Origin of the sequence: Streptomyces sp. MBT65, assembly GCF_016612545.1 — a bacterium.
Classification (GTDB): domain Bacteria; phylum Actinomycetota; class Actinomycetes; order Streptomycetales; family Streptomycetaceae; genus Streptomyces.
On the sequence record NZ_JAENRY010000185.1, the window covers coordinates 1 to 15,527 of the forward strand.

Genomic DNA, 15,527 nt, shown 5'->3' on the forward strand with positions numbered 1-15,527 from the left:
GTGAGCTGACGTACCTGACGCTGCTGCAACGGCAGCGTCAGGTACGTCAGCTCACGCTCCGGAGAGCCCCCTGTGTTGCACACCACAGCCAGCCGCTCCCCGCCCGCACGCCCGCCGGGACCCCCGATCTCGCCCTGGATCGCGCTCGCCATGATCCCGAAGAAGGGGTCGGCGATGTCGTTGACCAGGATGCCGACCAGGTCGGACGTGGCCGCCGCCAGCGCGCTCGCGGGACCGTTGAGGACGTAGTCGAGCTCGTCGACCGCCCGCAGCACCCGTTCCCGCGTGGTGGCCGCCACCGGGTAGTTGCCGTTCAGTACGCGCGACACCGTCGCGGGGGAGACCTGGGCGCGGGCCGCCACGTCCGCCAGGGTCACCGTCATGTTGTTCGTCCTCCGGTCGCGCATCGTGTCGTACGCCGTTGTACATAGGCCACTCAAAGGAAGCCCCCGTCCGAGCAGACCATAAGGCCACCCACCCCGGTCGTTCGCCCCCTCGAACAACTCGACCCCATCACGGTCTTGTACAGACCAGTGGGCAAAGGCTAGCTTCTGCATATATAGAAAGCGCTTGCTGCGTTTGTGGAACGTACGCGGCAACGTACGTGGACGAAGGGAAACACGTGACACGCAAGACGGTGCGTATCGCCATGAACGGTGTGACCGGACGCATGGGCTACCGCCAGCACCTCGTCCGCTCGATCCTCGCACTGCGGGACCAGGGTGGTCTAGACCTGGGCGACGGAACCGTGCTGTGGCCGGAACCGATCCTCGTGGGCCGCCGCGAGCACGCGCTGAAGGCGCTTGCCGAGCAGCACGGCCTGGACCCGGAGAACGTCTCCACGGACGTCGACGCGGTCCTCGCCGACCCGACCGTCGAGATCTACTTCGACGCCCAGGTCACCTCGGCCCGCGAGGAGGCGCTGAAGAAGGCGATCGCCGCGGGCAAGCACATCTACACCGAGAAGCCGACCGCGACCGGCCTGGACGGCGCCCTGGAGCTGGCCCGCCTCGCCGACGCCGCCGGCATCAAGCACGGCGTCGTCCAGGACAAGCTCTTCCTCCCCGGCCTGCTCAAGCTCAAGCGCCTCATCGACGGCGGCTTCTTCGGCCGGATCCTCTCCATCCGCGGCGAGTTCGGCTACTGGGTCTTCGAGGGCGACTGGCAGACCGCGCAGCGCCCGTCGTGGAACTACCGCTCGGAGGACGGCGGCGGCATCGTCGTCGACATGTTCCCGCACTGGGAGTACGTCCTCCACGAACTGTTCGGCCGCGTCAAGTCCGTCCAGGCCATCGCCACCACCCACATCCCGCAGCGCTGGGACGAGAACGGCAAGCCCTACGACGCCACCGCCGACGACGCCGCCTACGGCATCTTCGAGCTCGACAGCGGAGCCATCGCCCAGATCAACTCCTCCTGGGCCGTCCGCGTCAACCGCGACGAACTCGTCGAGTTCCAGGTCGACGGCACGGAGGGCTCGGCGGTCGCCGGTCTGCGCAACTGCCGTGCCCAGCACCGCAGTTCCACCCCCAAGCCGGTCTGGAACCCCGACATCCCCGTCACCGAGGTCTTCCGTGACCAGTGGCAGGAGGTCCCCGACAACGCCGACTTCGACAACGGCTTCAAGGCCCAGTGGGAGCTGTTCCTGCGGCACGTCTACGCCGACGCGCCCTACCACTGGGACCTGCTGGCCGGCGCCCGTGGCGTCCAGCTCGCCGAGCTGGGCCTGAAGTCGTCCGCCGAGGGCCGCCGTCTCGACGTCCCGGAGATCGCGCTGTGACCATCCAACTCCCGGACTCCAGTGGGGCATTGAGGGCCTACGAGCCCCGGTCCGAACCCTTCGCCGTCACCTCCGGCACCCCCTTCACCTCTCGTACGGTGTTCTCGGCGGCCCACGTCGTCGCGGACCCGTTCGCCGACACGAGCCCCGACTCGCCCGCCGCCGTCGACTGGGACGCCACCCTCGCCTTCCGCCGCCACCTCTGGTCCCACGGCCTCGGTGTCGCCGAGGCGATGGACACCGCGCAGCGCGGCATGGGCCTGGACTGGGCGGGCGCGGCCGAGCTGATCCGCCGAAGCTCCGCCGAGGCCAAGGCGGTTGGCGGCCGCATCGCCTGCGGCGTCGGCACCGACCAGATCACCGGCGGCACCCTGGCCGACGTACAGGCCGCGTACGAGGAGCAGTTGGCCCTCGTCGAGGAGTCCGGCGCGCAGGCCATCCTGATGGCTTCGCGGGCGCTCGCGGCCGTGGCAAAGGGGCCCGAGGACTACCTGGAGGTCTACGGCCATCTGCTGCGCCAGGCCACCGAACCCGTCGTCCTGCACTGGCTGGGCCCGATGTTCGACCCGGCGCTGGAGGGCTACTGGGGCTCGTCCGACCTGGACGCGGCCACCGACACGTTTCTCGAAGTCATCGCGGCCCACCCGGACAAGGTGGACGGCATCAAGGTGTCGCTCCTGGAGGCTCAGCGGGAGATCGACATCCGGCGCCGACTGCCGCAGGGCGTCCGCTGCTACACCGGCGACGACTTCAACTACCCCGAGCTGATCGCGGGCGACGACCAGGGCTTCAGCCACGCCCTGCTCGGCATCTTCGACCCGCTCGGTCCGCTGGCGGCGGAGGCGGTCCGCGTCCTGGACACCGGGAACACGGCCGGCTTCCGTGAACTCCTGGACCCCACAGTCGAGTTGTCCCGCCACCTCTTCCAGACGCCCACCCGCTTCTACAAGACGGGCGTGGTGTTCCTGGCCTGGCTCGCGGGCCACCAGTCGCACTTCACGATGGTCGGTGGCCTCCAATCGGCCCGCTCCCTCCCGCACTTCGCCCGCGCCTACCAACTGGCCGACGGACTGGGCCTGTTCCCCGACCCGAAGCTCGCGGAGGAACGGATGAAGAACCTGCTCGCCTTGTACGGAGTGACCCAGTGAGCAATCCTGAGTTGGCGCGCTTCTCCATCAACCAGATGACGGTGAAGCAGCTCGGCATGCCCGAACTGGTCGACGCCTGCCTGGAGTTGGGCGTCCCCGGCGTCGGCCTGTGGCGCGAGCCGGTCCAGTCGTACGGCCTGGAGGCCACCGCGAAGCTGGTCCGCGACGCGGGGCTCGTGGTGACAACGTTGTGCAGGGGCGGCTTCCTCACGGCCATCGACCCGGCCGAGCGTGCCCTTGCCCTGGACGACAACCGCAAGGCCGTCGACGAGGCGGCCACGCTCGGCACGGACACCCTCGTGCTCGTGTCCGGTGGTCTGCCGGCCGGCTCGAAGGACCTGCACGGCGCGCGGGAGCGGATCGCCGACGCGCTGGGCGAGTTGGGTCCCTACGCCGAGGAACGGGGCGTACGGCTGGCCATCGAGCCCTTGCACCCGATGTTCGCCTCCGACCGCTGTGTGGTCTCCACGCTCACCCAGGCCCTCGACCTCGCCGAGCGCTTCCCCGCTCAGCAGGTCGGGGTCACGGTGGACACCTACCACATCTGGTGGGACGACCGGGCGCCCGAGCAGATCGCCCGGGCGGGCGCGGGCGGCCGTATCCACACCTTCCAACTCGCCGACTGGACCACCCCGTTGCCCGAGGGAGTGCTCAACGGCCGCGGGCAGATCGGGGACGGCGCGATCGACATGCGGGAGTGGCTCTCCTACGTCGAGGCCGCCGGGTACACCGGTCCCGTCGAGGTCGAGCTGTTCAACGACGGACTGTGGGCGCGGGACGGGCGCGAGGTGCTGGCGGAGACGGCGGCGCGGTTCGTGGAGCACGTGCTGTGAGCCGGTGAGGTGTGCGTGGGGCTCCCGTGCCGTGGGTCGACTCACCGGTGCGGGAGTCCCACTCCTGGAAAACGGTCGGCCGCCGACTCGACGTACTAGACCCGACCACCCTTGACGGCACCGACGAACGCCGCCCAGTGGCCGGTCGAGAACACCAACGCCGGGCCGGTGACGGCCTTGCTGTCGCGGACGGGCACACCGGCGTAGCCGTGCGCCACCTCAAGGCACTCGCCCTGATCGCCGCCGCTGTGGCTGGACTTGTACCACCCGGTGAGGGCGGACGAGTCGGAGACGATGTGCTCACTGCTGACCATGCGTGTGTTCCTCCGCTGCCGCTCTGACGAGGGCCAGTGACTCTTGCTGCGACAAGGCGTCGCCCAAGACCAGAGCGTAGGCCGTCTGGCCGGCGGTCACCAGCGCTGGATCATCCATCAAGTTGCCGGTGAGGAAGCCCTCGGCGTAGGCCACCGGGGCCGAGTCGTCGAAGCTCATGAGCGTGAGCAGGCTCTGTTGGAGCGCGTGTGCTCCGACGCCGAACGGGAGGATGTGCAGTCGCATGCGCCCCGCTTCAGCCAAGTCGCCGATCTTGTGCAGTTGTTCGGCCATCACCTGACAGCCGCCAACCCGGCGCCGCAGCACGGACTCGTCGAGCAGCGTCCAGACGACCGGTTTCAACGGGCCATCGAGAATCTGGGCACGCTTTGTTCGAATGACAACGGCCTCGTCAAGTTCCGCCGCGGTGTGGTTCGGCCGGTACGCGCGGAACAACGCACGCGCGTAGTCGTCGGTCTGGAACACGCCTGGAACGAGCGAGAGGGCGAACTGCTGGATGAGCGTGGCCTGTTGCTCCAGCTCGGCTACGGCTGCGAAATGGTCCGCGTACTTCGACTCCAGGTCCTCCAACCAGCGCAGGAAGAACCCGTCCGTCTTCAGCGCCTGGTCGATCCGCCGTGCGTCATCGGGCCTCGGCAGACGCCTCCCCGATTCCCAGTGACTGATCAACGTCGGTGAGCACACGACCAGTTCGCCCAGTTCCTCCTGCGTCAGACCGGCCGCAAGTCGCCGCAGCCTCAACTCCTCCCCGTACTTCTCCCGTTGCGTCCGAGGTGAACGAGATTCGGTCATGGCCGCGACCCCCAACTTGACGTACGCGCTGTCAACCTCCAGGTACTGGCAGCGTAGCCAGCGCCGACCCCACTCTGTGACTGATTCGCCACAGCTCGCAGTCGAGGGAAAGCAGGAGGTCACCGTGTTCGCCCGCATCGCCCGGTTCCTGAAGCCAAGGCGCTACCGCCCCTACTCGTGTCCGTACGTCGGCGGCTCCACCCGCTACGCCACCGGAGAGCGCCCGCCCACCCCGGCGTACGAACTCCGCGGTGCCGGCATTGGCTCGCTCGGCGTTCCCCGTCGGGAGGACGGCAAGTGACCGACCAAGGGCGCCTGTTGCCCTGGACCACCTTGGACGGCAACCCCTGTTACGTCGTCGGTGACGGCGCCGGCTACGTATCGCGCATGGCCGACGATGTCGAAGACGTACAGCTCGGGATGGCCGACGAACTGCTCGGGCACGCCGATGCCATCCTCGCCGCGCACCGTGCCACCGGTGCCGAACTGCGCTATCTGGCAAGGCGGTTGGTCGAGTCCCTGAGCGATGTCCGGCGGATCGCGGAGAGCCGGGGAGCCCGGTTGGAGAAAGGCGGTGCCCTGGTGCTCCATCACACCCCCGCGGAGATGGAGCACCAGGCGCCGAATGATCAGGATGCGGGGTGAGCCCCGGAACTGTCGTTAGCGGAGAGTCCATGCGTGGTGTTGGTTCTCCGTCTACTCGACTCCCCGCATCCGGTACTCCCTCGGCGACAACCCGTACGCCTGGCGGAACGCCCGCGTGAAGTCCGCGGCGCGCAACAAGCCCCAGCGGGCGGCGATCGCGCGGATCGGGGTGTCCCGCAACGCCGGGTTCGCCAGGTCGCGGCGGGCACCTTCCAGACGTTGCGTACGTATCCACGCCGCCACCGTCTCGCCCCGGGCGTCCTCCTGGAAGAGGCGGTGCAGATAGCTCAAGGAGATGTGGTGCGCGGCAGCCACCACCGGCGGAGTCAGCTCCGGATCGTGCAGGTTGTCCCGGATGAATGCCCGGATGTGTGCGATCAGGGTCCGGTGGCGCGTCTCCGGCGACAGCGCGGACTCCGCCTCCAGCACCTGCGCGAACCACGCCGCCAGCAGGTCCACCACCACCGTGCCCAACCGCGTCGCGTCCGACGACCGCAGGGACTCCGCCTGCTGGTCCAGGCCGGCCAGGAAACCCGTCAGCAGCGCGCCCGTACCCTCCCGGCCCGACAACCGCCTGCCCAGCAACGGCAGCATCCGGTCCGGGGGCATCGGCATCAACGCCTTGGGGAAGTCCACTCCGACCCCCGTGATCACCCGCTGTCCGTCCGCCGTCGACGGGTGGACGTCGTACGGGCGCGAACTGTCCGTCACCCACAGGTCGCGCGGGCCGTAGAAATCGGTCCGGCCCACGTGGTCCAGGCCCAGGCCGCCGCCGAGTATCAGTGTCAGGTGGTACGTCTCCGGGTCGCACTGCCGCACCAGCTTCTCGGTCCGTACGAAGCGCGCCGGCAGCAACGACGTGGGCCACACATGCACCGGCCCCAGCTCCATCATCCGCTGCTCGGCCCAGAAGTCCCCGGCGTGCTCGCTGCTGATGTGACTGGGCGCGATCGCCTGATGGGTCAACTCCCGCCAGTACTCGAACCGGTCCTCCACCGGCACGTCGTCACTCCGGAACAACGTCCCGATCATCCGGCCGCCCCTCTCCGTGTCTTCGTCGTCTTCGTCAAAAGAATCTTGGAAGTCCGTACAACCCTGCCCGCACCGCGCGGGTCGTACTTGGCATCAGGACTCTTGGAGGGGGATCTGGGGGGATCGTGGGGGTTCTGATGCTGGAGGGGAAAACCCGAGGGGGCCCGGTCGACGGACCGGGCCCTCTCGAATTTGAAAGCGTTACACATTCGCTCGAACTGTCACATTTCTAGAAGAACACCCCGCACCGCAGCAGCACATTCGCGTACGGCCGCGCCTCGCCCGTCCGTACGATCAGCCGCGCACCCGCCGACAGCTCCTTGAGCCGCTCGTGGGAGACGAGGTCCAGGTCGGGGAAGCGCGCGTCGAGCAGCGCCGTCGCCGCTCGATTGGCACCGCGCACTTCGCGCGCCGCCGTCGCGCCCTCCACCACCAGCTCGGCCAGCAGCCCGTCCAGCACCTCCGCGAACGACGGCACCCCGGCCCGGAACGCCAGGTCCACCACCCGGGGACCCTTCGGGATCGGCATCCCGGCGTCGCACACCAGCACCCCGTCCCCGTGCCCCAACTCGGCCAGCGCGCCCGAGAGATGACGGTTGAGAATCCCTGCCTTCTTCACAGTGCCGAGACCTCGTCCGCCGTCGGGAAGGAGTCCTGGGCGCCCTTCCTGGTGACGGCCGCCGCCCCGACCCGGGCCGCGTACGACGCCGCATCCGCCAGCGACGCACCCGTGCCCAGCTTCCAGGCCAGCGCCGCCGTGAAGGCGTCGCCCGCGCCCGTCGTGTCCACGGCGTCCACCTTCACGGACGGCACCCGGGTGACCCCGTCCTTGGAGGCCACCAGCGCGCCCTCCGCGCCCAGCGTCACGACCACCGAACGCGGCCCCTTCGCCAGCAGGATCCGCGCCCAGTCCTCGGGCCGCTCGCTCACACACGCGTCCCCGAGGATCACCCGCGCCTCGTGCTCGTTGACGATCAACGGGTCGCAGGCGGCCAGGACTTCGGACGGCAGCGGCCGGGGCGGCGACGGGTTCAGCACGAACCTGCTGTCGGGCGCCAGACTCCGTACGACCTCCACGACCGTCTCCAGCGGGATCTCCAGCTGTACGGAGACCACCCGGGAGGCGTGGAAGAGGCAGGCGGCGGCCTGGATGTCGACCGGGTACAGCTTCCCGTTGGCCCCCGGCGACACCACGATGCTGTTGTCGCCGGACGGGTCCACCGTGATCAGCGCGACCCCGGTCGGCGCACCGCCGACCAGCACACCCACCGTGTCGACGCCCGCGGCCCGCTGCGAGTCGAGCAGCAGCCGGCCGTACGCGTCGTCGCCGACCCGGGCCAGCAGGACCGTACGGGCGCCCAGCCGGGCGGCGGCGACCGCCTGGTTGGCGCCCTTGCCGCCGGGGTGGACGGCCAGGTCGGAACCGAGGACCGTCTCGCCGGCGCCCGGCCGCCGCTCGACGTCGATCACGAGGTCGGCGTTGGCCGATCCGACGACCAGCAGGTCGTAGTCGTACATGAAATGACTCCCCACAGTGGTGACTTGGCGTGGTGACCGGTCCGCTGTCAGCCGGTGAAACCGGCCACGTTCTCCTGGGTGACCACCTTCACGGGCACCTTCACCGTCGTCTCCACCTTCTTGCCCTGAGCCGCGCGCAGCGCGTTGTCCACGGCGATTTTGCCCAACTGGCTCGGCTGCTGTGCCACGGACGCGTACAGCGTGCCCTGCTTCACCGCCGTCAGCCCGTCGGGCGTGCCGTCGAAGCCTACGACCGAGACGGACTTGCCCGCCTTGGAACCGAGCGCCTTGATGGCGCCGAGGGCCATCTCGTCGTTGGCCGCGATGACGCCCTGGACGTCGGGGTGCGCCTGGAGCAGGTTCGACATCACGTCGAGGCCCTTGGTGCGGTCGAAGTCGGCGGGCTGCTGGGCGAGGACCTGGATGCCGGGGTAGGCCTTCAGCCCCTTGGCGAAGCCCTCGGCCCGCTCGCGCGCCGCCGAAGTACCCGCCTGGCCCTGGAGGATGACGATCTTGCCGGTGCCGCCCAGCTTCTCGGCGACGGTCTTCGCGGCGAGTTCACCACCGGCGATGTTGTCGGAGGCGACGAGGGTGTCCACGGCCGCCTTGTTGACGCCGCGGTCGACCGCGATCACCGGGATCTTCGCCTTGTCGGCTGCCTTCACGGAGTTGCTCGCCGCGTCCGAGTCCACCGGGTTGACGATGATCGCGCCGTAGTTCGAACTGGTGAAGTTCTGGAGCTGGTTGGCCTGTTGCGAGGCGTCGTTCTGCGCGTCGGTGACGGTCAGGTCCAGGCCCAGCTTCTTCGCCTCGGCCTGCGCACCGGACCGGATCTGCACGAAGAACGGGTTGTTGAGCGTGGAGAGGGAGAGGCCGAGCTTGGGCTTCGACGTCGTGGAGGAGTCGTTGTGCAGGAAGGAGGTGGCGCCGACGATCGCGATGGTGACGACGGCCGCGAGCGCGTACGTGGTCGCCTGCTTGCCCTTGCCGCCACCGCCGACACCCGCACCGGCGACGGGAGTTGCCCCCGCCTTGCGCCGCACGGTGTCCAGCAGGACGGCCAGCGCGATGACGACACCGATGACGACCTGCTGCCAGAAGGCGGACACGGAGAGGAGGTTGAGGCCGTTGCGCAGCACCGCGAGGATCAGCGCGCCGATGAGCGTGCCGGACGCCTTGCCGGTGCCGCCCGCGAGGGAGGCGCCGCCGATGACGACAGCGGCGATCGCGTCCAGCTCGTAACCGTCGGCGGCCTGCGGCTGCGCGGAGGAGAGCCGGGAGGCGAGGACGATGCCCGCGGCGGCGGCGAACACGCCGGACAGGGCGTAGATCGCGAGCTTCTGCTTGGAGACGCGCAACCCCGAGAGCCGCGCGGCCTCTTCGTTGCCGCCGATCGCGTACATGGACCGGCCGATGTAGGTCCGCCCGAGGACGAAGGCCGCGATGAGCCCCATCACGATCATCACCAGGACCGGCACCGGCAGCCAGCCGCCGAGGGTGTCACCGAGGTGCGAGACCGAGTCGGGGAAGGCGATCGGCGAGCCCTGCGAGATCACCAGCGACAGCCCGCGCGCCACCGACAGCATCGCCAACGTCGCGATGAACGGCGGGAGTTTGCCGTAGGCGATGAGGAAACCGTTGACGAGACCGGCCGCGATGCCCGTGGCGATCGCGAGGATCACGGCGAGGAAGACCGGGACGCCGTGCTGCGTGGCGCTCCAGGCGAGCACGGTGGCGGACAGGGCCGCCACCGAACCGACCGACAGGTCGATGCCCGCCGAGACGATCACGAAGGTGACACCGAAGGCGAGGATGGCGGTGACGGCCGCCTGGACACCGACGTTGAGGAGGTTGTCGGTGGTGAGGAAGTCGCCGGAGAGCGCCGACATGGCGATGACGAGGACGATGAGCGCGGTCAACGCGCCGTTGTCCAGGAGCAGTCGGCGGATTCCCGAGGCGCCACTCGCGCGCGTCGCGCCCGGCGTGCTCTTGAGCGTGTCAGTGGCCACGGTGGTCCTCCACAGCGGTAGGTGCTTCAGCGGTGGTGGCTGGAGCGGTAGTTGCTTGGGTTGGTGTGCCGGGTGTGCCGGGTGTGCTGACGGCGAGTGCCATCACGGAGTCCTGGGTGGCCTGCTCGGCGGAGAGTTCGCCCGCGATGCGCCCCTGGGCCATGACGAGCACCCGGTCGCTCATGCCGAGGACTTCCGGCAGATCACTGGAGATCATGAGAACGGCGGCACCGGCGGCCGTGAGTTCATTGATGAGTTGATAGATCTCGACCTTGGCGCCGACGTCGATCCCGCGCGTCGGCTCGTCGAGGATCAGCACCTTGGTGTCGGCCAGCAGCCACTTGCCGATGACGACCTTCTGCTGGTTGCCGCCGGACAACGTCCGCACCTGCTGCCCAAGTCCCGCCATCCGTACGCCCAGTTGCTCGGCGATCCGCGCGGCCGCGACCCGCTGCCCCTTGAGGTCGACGAGCCCGCCGTGGGTCGCGGCCCGCATGGTGACGAGCCCGAGGTTCTCCTCCACCGACTGGTCGAGGACGAGCCCCTGCCCCTTGCGGTCCTCGGGCACGAGCCCGATCCCGGCGGTCATGGCCGCGTTGACGTCGTGCGAGCGCAGCGCGGAGCCGCCGACCTTCACGGTCCCCCGGTCGTACGGGTCGGCCCCGAAGACGGCCCGTACGACTTCGGTACGCCCCGCCCCGACGAGCCCGGCGATCCCGACGACCTCACCGGCCCGCACCTCGAAGCCGATGTCGTGGAAGACCCCGTCCCGGGTGAGCCCCTCGACGGAGAGCAACGCGGCGCCGGTGTCGGCCCGTTGACGCGGATACTGCTGCTCGATGGACCGCCCGACCATGAGCCGTACGAGCTCGTCCTCGGGGGTGGAGGCAGGCACCTGCCCCACACTCTTCCCGTCCCGGATGACGGTGACGCGGTCGCCGAGGGCGGCGATCTCCTCCAGATGATGGGTGATGAAGACGATCCCGACCCCGTCGGCGCGCAGTTGACGCACGATGGAGAACAGCTTCTCGACCTCCTCGGAGGTGAGGACGGCGGTCGGCTCATCCATGATCAGCACCCGTGCGTCGAGACTCAGCGCCTTCGCGATCTCGACCATCTGGAGCCGCGCGATACCGAGTTCACGCACGCGCGCACGCGGCGACACGTTCACACCCACGCGCTCCAGCAGAACGGCGGCGTCGGCCTCCATCCGCTTCCGGTCGATCATCCCGAGCCGACGTGGCTGCCGCCCCAGGAAGATGTTCTCGGCGACCGTCAGATCGGGAACGAGGTTGAACTCCTGGTAGATGGTGGCGATCCCGAGCCGCGCGGAGTCCTGCGCGCTGTGGATGCGCACCTCCTCGCCACCGGCAAGGATGCGACCGCCGTCGGGACGGTAGGCACCGGAGAGCATCTTGATGAGGGTGCTCTTGCCGGCGCCGTTCTCGCCGAGCAGCACATGGACCTCGCCCCGACGCAGATCGAAGTCGACGCCGTCCAGCGCGACGACACCGGGGAAGGTCTTGCGGATGCCCTCGATGCGCAGCAACTCGTCGTCGTTGCTCACGACTTGCTCCTTCGAACAGTTCCAACAGTTCCGACAGGGGGTTGCGCGGGGCCCGGTTCACCGCACGAACGTCGTACGACCAGCCGGGCGGGAAGGGTGACGGACTCCGGCACCCGCCCCTCGATCCGGTCGAAGAGCGCCCGCACGGCGGCCCGCCCCAGGTCGCCGGTGGGCTGGGCGATCGCGGTGATCGGCGGATCCGTGTGCACGAACCACCGGATGTCGTCGAACGCGGCCAGCGCGAGATCCTCGGGAACCCGAAGCCCACGCGCCCGTACGGCGTCCAGGGCGCCGAGCGCCATCAGGTTGTCGGTGGCGAAGACGACCTCGGGCGGCTCGGCCAGATCGAGAAACCCTTCCGTCACCCGCCGCCCGCTCTCGGCCTGGAAGTCCCCCTGCCCGATGTAGACGTCGGGGAGCGGAATCCCGTACTCGGCGAGCGCGTCCCGGAAGGCGGCGACGCGCTCACTGCCGGTGGTCGTGGCGGCGGGGCCCGCGATGATGGCGAGCCGGCGATGCCCGAGGCCGTGCAGATGCGCGACGAGATCCCGGATGGCGGCCCGTCCGTCGGCCCGCACGACGGGCACGTCCAGGCCCGGGATCCACCGGTCCACGAACACCATGGGGGTCCCGGCGCGGGCGGCGTCCAGCATGCCGGGGGAGCCGCCGTCGGTGGGGGAGACGAGCAGTCCGTCGATACGACGGTCCAGCAGCGTCCGCACGTGGTGGTCCTGCAGCTCCGGCCGCTCGTCGGCGTTCCCGATGATCACGCTGTACCCCAGCGCGCGGGCCTCTTCCTCGACCGAGCGGGCGAGCTCGGTGAAGTAGGGGTTCAGCACGTCACTGATGACCAGGCCGAGGGTGCGGGTCTGATCGGTGCGCAGCGACCGGGCGACGGCGTTCGGGCGGTAGCCCAGCGCCGCCACGGCGGCCAGCACGCGGGTGCGTGCGTCGTCGCTGACCGACGGATGATCGTTCAGCACCCGCGACACCGTGGCCACGGAGACCCCGGCCTCGGCGGCGACGTCCTTGATGCTCGCCATCGCCGTTCCACCTCCTCGTGGAATCGATTACATGGAGGATTGGAATCGATTACATGCGAGTTAACAAGGGGGTGTGACCGGATTGTGATGTAGGGGGTGCCCCTGAGTCTTTGGTCAAGGGAAACGGAGGTGCGTCGAGTCGGCGGTCCGGGCAGCATGGCGGGGTGGCCGACCTGCTGTGGGATGACGTGAAGTGCTTCTTCGACCTGGACCTGGCGGGGTCGCTGCCGGACGTGCGGGTCCCGAATGCCTCGGTGGAGGACTGGCAGGCGGTTCTCGATCTTGTCGCCGAGAAGGGCTGGAAGTACCAGTACTCCGAGGGGGAAGCGGTGCTTCCAATGCCTCGCGCGGAGTCCGTGCTGTCCCGCCCGGCGGATGCCGAGTGCCCGGAACTGCGGGTCTGGCCGACCGCCGACGTGTTGGCGATCTTCCGTTTCTGCACCGATGACGAAGTCGACTTCGACGTTGATCTACGGGAGTTGCAGGGCCAGGACCGACTTGATGTGCTCTGCGACTTCTTCCGGGAGATCGGGCGGCGGTTGGGTGGACCGGTGCTGATGGACCCGGAGGGTGAGTACGGCCGTCCGGTGCTCGGCTTCGATGTCGAGGCTGATCGAGTCGTTCTCCTCGCGGACTCTCAGGTCGGGTGACTGAGGCCGGCGGCGCGCTCGTCGTGTCCCCGTGCGTTGGAGTTGGGTCCCTCACGCCGGGGGCGGGAGGATGTGCCTGAACCGGGCCCAGTGTGTCGATCATGGGGCGGACTAGGCGGTTCTGGGTTCGGTGGAGGGGTGTCGCGTACGCGAACTCTGCTCGGGAAGCCGATGCGTCGCTCGGGTTCCACCTCGAACGCCCCGCGTATCTGTCCCTGACCCTGGTGACGTGCTCCCCGAACCGTGCGCGGCCTGAACTGGCCTGCCCAGCGCGGTAGTTCCGGCAGAGCATCACCTCAAGTCGCAGCAAGCTCGCACCACACGAGCTTCCCCCGCCTGCCGTTCCGCGACAACGGCTGCCACCCCCACTGGTCGGCGCAGGCCCCCACGAGCGCGAGACCGCGCCCGTCCTCCGAGTCACCGAGTTCCTCCAGCGACCGTGGCGGCTCCGGCGGTTCAGGATCGGCGTCCCATGCCCCGAGCCGCAGCACTCCCGCCGTCCAGCCCACGCGCAGTGCAGCGGGCCCCTCCGTATGCCGTACGGCGTTGGCGACCAGCTCCGTCGCGAGGAGTTCGGCGGTGTCCGCGAGCCGGATCAGGCCGTGCGCGGTGAGGATCAGGCGGAGGGTGCGGCGGCTGACGGTGACGGCACGGAGGTCGTTCGGGACGTGGAGGCAGTACTCCCACGGTGCGGGTGGGTTTTCGGGCATGCGGCAACTCCGGTTCGGTGGTGGGGATTTCGGAGGACTGCGGGTGTCGCGGGCGGTGGCAGTGCCACAGCCGTCGTGGCGGGACGGAGTGGTGCGCTTCCGGTGTCCCGGGGTTTCCGCATTGTGTGCGTCGCGTCACCGACGGTAGACCTAGTATTTTAAGTTTCGCAAGCTGGCCGCGTAATCTGACCCCCGAACGAGTCGCGCTCACAGGCGCGTTGGAGAGGGGTAGTCGTGGCATTGAGGCGCGAGCCAACGGCACGTCAGATGCGTCTGGCAGCCGAGTTGCGCAGACTCCGCGACGCGGCAGGTCTCGCCGCCCGTGAGGGGGCGACGCTGCTCGGAGTGAGCTCCGCGCAGATCAGTCAGATCGAGGCGGGCCTCGCCGGCGTGAGCGAAAAGCGGCTGCGCCGCCTAGCGGCCAACTACTCAGCCACGGATGAGGCGTTGATCGACGCCCTCGTTGCCATGGCGACCGACCGGGCGCGAGGCTGGTGGGAGGAGTACCGAGGTTCTCTGCCCACGTCCTTCCTCGACCTGGCAGAGCTGGAACACCATGCCGACTACCGATGGGATGTGGACTTCCTGCATGTCCCGGGTCTCCTGCAGACCGAGGATTACGCCCGAGCCCTCTTCTCGTACGTGAATCCGGAGTTCCCGAAGAGCGAGGTGGAGAGCTGGGTGGAACACCGGATGAAGCGCAGGATCATCATCGAGCGCCCCGATCCGATCCCGTATGAGACGTTGATCCACGAGGCGGCCCTGCGCATCCGGGTCGGCGACCACATCGCGGCGCGGGCTCAACTCACCCGTGTCCTGGAACTCTCCGAAGCCGACCACGTCACCGTGCGTGTCATCCCCTTCGATCTGAACGGCTTCGGCGGGGCCGGAAGTGCCATGGTGTACGCGGGTGGCGCTGTCCCGCAGTTGGACACCGTGGTGCGTGACGGCCCCAACGGCCCCGTTTTCATTGACTCCGAGGCCCAGCTCAACCGCTATCGGAACCTCTTCCATAGGGTGGAGGCGGTGTCACTTGACCCTGAGCGTTCGCGTGACTTCATCCACAGGCTGGCGAAGGAGCTATGACCGCATGATCACCCCTGGCAACTGGCAGAAGTCGTCGTACTCCGGGGGTGGCCAGGGTGATGCCTGCGTGGAGGTTGCCCGTCGCCACCTACACATAGCCGTCAGGGACTCCAAGGTCCCGACCCGCGCCACCCTCACCCTCCCCGCCGAGGCCTTTACCGCTTTCATCGACGGCCTCGTCAAGGAGCTGTGAGGCACCCCATGGGCGCCCCCGGCCACTGGCGCAAGTCGTCCTACTCCGGCGCGGGCGACGGCAACAGTTGCCTGGAGATCGCGAACACCCCGACCCACGTTGCGGTCCGCGACACGAAAGCCCCCTCCAGGGCCACCCTCACCTTCCCCGTCCCCGCCTTCACCACCTTCCTTGAAGCCCTCCAGCAA

At 68.9% G+C, this 15,527-nt stretch carries 19 protein-coding genes; 9 read left to right on the top strand and 10 right to left on the bottom strand.

The genetic code is table 11. The features are described from left to right. Nucleotides 1-383: LacI family DNA-binding transcriptional regulator (locus JHN63_RS33330; RefSeq protein WP_200687750.1), on the bottom strand; the 383-nt coding region annotated here is incomplete at its 3' end. Nucleotides 384-622: 239 nt separating this feature from the next. Between JHN63_RS33330 and JHN63_RS33335 the strand changes: the two genes are divergently transcribed. The 3 genes from JHN63_RS33335 to JHN63_RS33345 are packed head-to-tail and all read left to right on the top strand — an operon-like array spanning nucleotide 623 to nucleotide 3,761. Beyond that, nucleotides 623-1,780 carry a Gfo/Idh/MocA family protein gene (locus JHN63_RS33335; protein ID WP_200687752.1) on the top strand — a complete coding sequence of 386 codons (1,158 nt, stop codon included), beginning with the start codon at nucleotides 623-625 and terminating at the stop codon, nucleotides 1,778-1,780. Continuing rightward, the gene (locus tag JHN63_RS33340) at nucleotides 1,777-2,928 is read left to right on the top strand and encodes a dihydrodipicolinate synthase family protein (RefSeq protein WP_200687754.1); all 1,152 of its coding nucleotides are present in this window, start codon (nucleotides 1,777-1,779) and stop codon (nucleotides 2,926-2,928) included. Before JHN63_RS33335 ends, JHN63_RS33340 begins: the two co-directional genes overlap by 4 nt. Nucleotides 2,929-2,963: 35 nt before the next feature. After that, on the top strand, nucleotides 2,964-3,761 hold the full coding sequence (locus tag JHN63_RS33345; RefSeq protein ID WP_200687791.1) for a sugar phosphate isomerase/epimerase: 798 nt from the start codon (nucleotides 2,964-2,966) through the stop codon (nucleotides 3,759-3,761). Between the two features lie 95 nt (nucleotides 3,762-3,856). Here JHN63_RS33345 and JHN63_RS33350 read toward each other — a convergent pair whose 3' ends face one another. Both JHN63_RS33350 and JHN63_RS33355 read right to left on the bottom strand, forming a co-directional pair. After that, on the bottom strand, nucleotides 3,857-4,075 hold the full coding sequence (locus JHN63_RS33350) for a DUF397 domain-containing protein (protein ID WP_200687756.1): 219 nt from the start codon (nucleotides 4,073-4,075) through the stop codon (nucleotides 3,857-3,859). Then, nucleotides 4,062-4,886 (bottom strand): helix-turn-helix transcriptional regulator, encoded by an 825-nt coding sequence (locus JHN63_RS33355; protein WP_200687758.1) that lies wholly within the window; start codon nucleotides 4,884-4,886, stop codon nucleotides 4,062-4,064. Before JHN63_RS33355 ends, JHN63_RS33350 begins: the two co-directional genes overlap by 14 nt. A gap of 124 nt (nucleotides 4,887-5,010) precedes the next feature. On the opposite strand from JHN63_RS33355, the gene JHN63_RS33360 reads away from it, so the two are divergent. Both JHN63_RS33360 and JHN63_RS33365 read left to right on the top strand, forming a co-directional pair. Continuing rightward, nucleotides 5,011-5,187, top strand: coding sequence for a hypothetical protein (locus tag JHN63_RS33360; protein ID WP_200687760.1), 177 nt, complete (start codon nucleotides 5,011-5,013; stop codon nucleotides 5,185-5,187). Then, a complete protein-coding gene (locus JHN63_RS33365) occupies nucleotides 5,184-5,531 on the top strand; it encodes a hypothetical protein (protein WP_307782042.1) in 348 nt (115 codons plus the stop codon). Before JHN63_RS33360 ends, JHN63_RS33365 begins: the two co-directional genes overlap by 4 nt. A gap of 51 nt (nucleotides 5,532-5,582) precedes the next feature. Here JHN63_RS33365 and JHN63_RS33370 read toward each other — a convergent pair whose 3' ends face one another. The 6 genes from JHN63_RS33370 to JHN63_RS33395 form a co-directional block, all read right to left on the bottom strand. Further along, nucleotides 5,583-6,563, bottom strand: a complete 981-nt coding sequence (locus JHN63_RS33370) for an AraC family transcriptional regulator (RefSeq protein ID WP_200687762.1) — start codon at nucleotides 6,561-6,563, stop codon at nucleotides 5,583-5,585. Between the two features lie 229 nt (nucleotides 6,564-6,792). Continuing rightward, complete coding sequence (gene rbsD / locus JHN63_RS33375; protein WP_200687771.1) at nucleotides 6,793-7,182, bottom strand: D-ribose pyranase; 390 nt, start codon at nucleotides 7,180-7,182, stop codon at nucleotides 6,793-6,795. Further along, a complete protein-coding gene (locus tag JHN63_RS33380; RefSeq protein ID WP_200687773.1) occupies nucleotides 7,179-8,081 on the bottom strand; it encodes a ribokinase in 903 nt (300 codons plus the stop codon). Before JHN63_RS33380 ends, rbsD begins: the two co-directional genes overlap by 4 nt. 47 nt (nucleotides 8,082-8,128) lie before the next feature. Beyond that, nucleotides 8,129-10,090: a substrate-binding domain-containing protein gene (locus tag JHN63_RS33385; protein ID WP_200687775.1), complete on the bottom strand. Its 1,962-nt coding sequence runs from the start codon at nucleotides 10,088-10,090 to the stop codon at nucleotides 8,129-8,131. Further along, the gene (locus JHN63_RS33390) at nucleotides 10,080-11,657 is read right to left on the bottom strand and encodes a sugar ABC transporter ATP-binding protein (protein ID WP_200687777.1); all 1,578 of its coding nucleotides are present in this window, start codon (nucleotides 11,655-11,657) and stop codon (nucleotides 10,080-10,082) included. The genes JHN63_RS33385 and JHN63_RS33390 overlap by 11 nt, the downstream gene beginning before the upstream one ends. Next, nucleotides 11,654-12,700 carry a LacI family DNA-binding transcriptional regulator gene (locus JHN63_RS33395; protein WP_200687779.1) on the bottom strand — a complete coding sequence of 349 codons (1,047 nt, stop codon included), beginning with the start codon at nucleotides 12,698-12,700 and terminating at the stop codon, nucleotides 11,654-11,656. Before JHN63_RS33395 ends, JHN63_RS33390 begins: the two co-directional genes overlap by 4 nt. Nucleotides 12,701-12,864: 164 nt before the next feature. Here JHN63_RS33395 and JHN63_RS33400 point away from each other — a divergent pair, with 164 nt between their 5' ends. Continuing rightward, nucleotides 12,865-13,350: a hypothetical protein gene (locus JHN63_RS33400; protein WP_200687781.1), complete on the top strand. Its 486-nt coding sequence runs from the start codon at nucleotides 12,865-12,867 to the stop codon at nucleotides 13,348-13,350. 296 nt (nucleotides 13,351-13,646) lie between these two features. On the opposite strand, the gene JHN63_RS33405 is transcribed toward JHN63_RS33400, so the two are convergent. Then, entirely contained in the window at nucleotides 13,647-14,060 is a 414-nt protein-coding gene (locus JHN63_RS33405) for an ATP-binding protein (protein WP_200687783.1), read from the bottom strand. Between the two features lie 234 nt (nucleotides 14,061-14,294). On the opposite strand from JHN63_RS33405, the gene JHN63_RS33410 reads away from it, so the two are divergent. From JHN63_RS33410 to JHN63_RS33420, 3 genes are all read left to right on the top strand, one after another. After that, a complete protein-coding gene (locus JHN63_RS33410; protein WP_200687785.1) occupies nucleotides 14,295-15,146 on the top strand; it encodes a helix-turn-helix transcriptional regulator in 852 nt (283 codons plus the stop codon). Nucleotides 15,147-15,150: 4 nt separating this feature from the next. Further along, a complete protein-coding gene (locus JHN63_RS33415; protein WP_200687787.1) occupies nucleotides 15,151-15,339 on the top strand; it encodes a DUF397 domain-containing protein in 189 nt (62 codons plus the stop codon). A gap of 8 nt (nucleotides 15,340-15,347) precedes the next feature. Then, a partial coding sequence (locus tag JHN63_RS33420) for a DUF397 domain-containing protein (protein WP_200687789.1) occupies nucleotides 15,348-15,527 on the top strand: 180 nt, incomplete at its 3' end.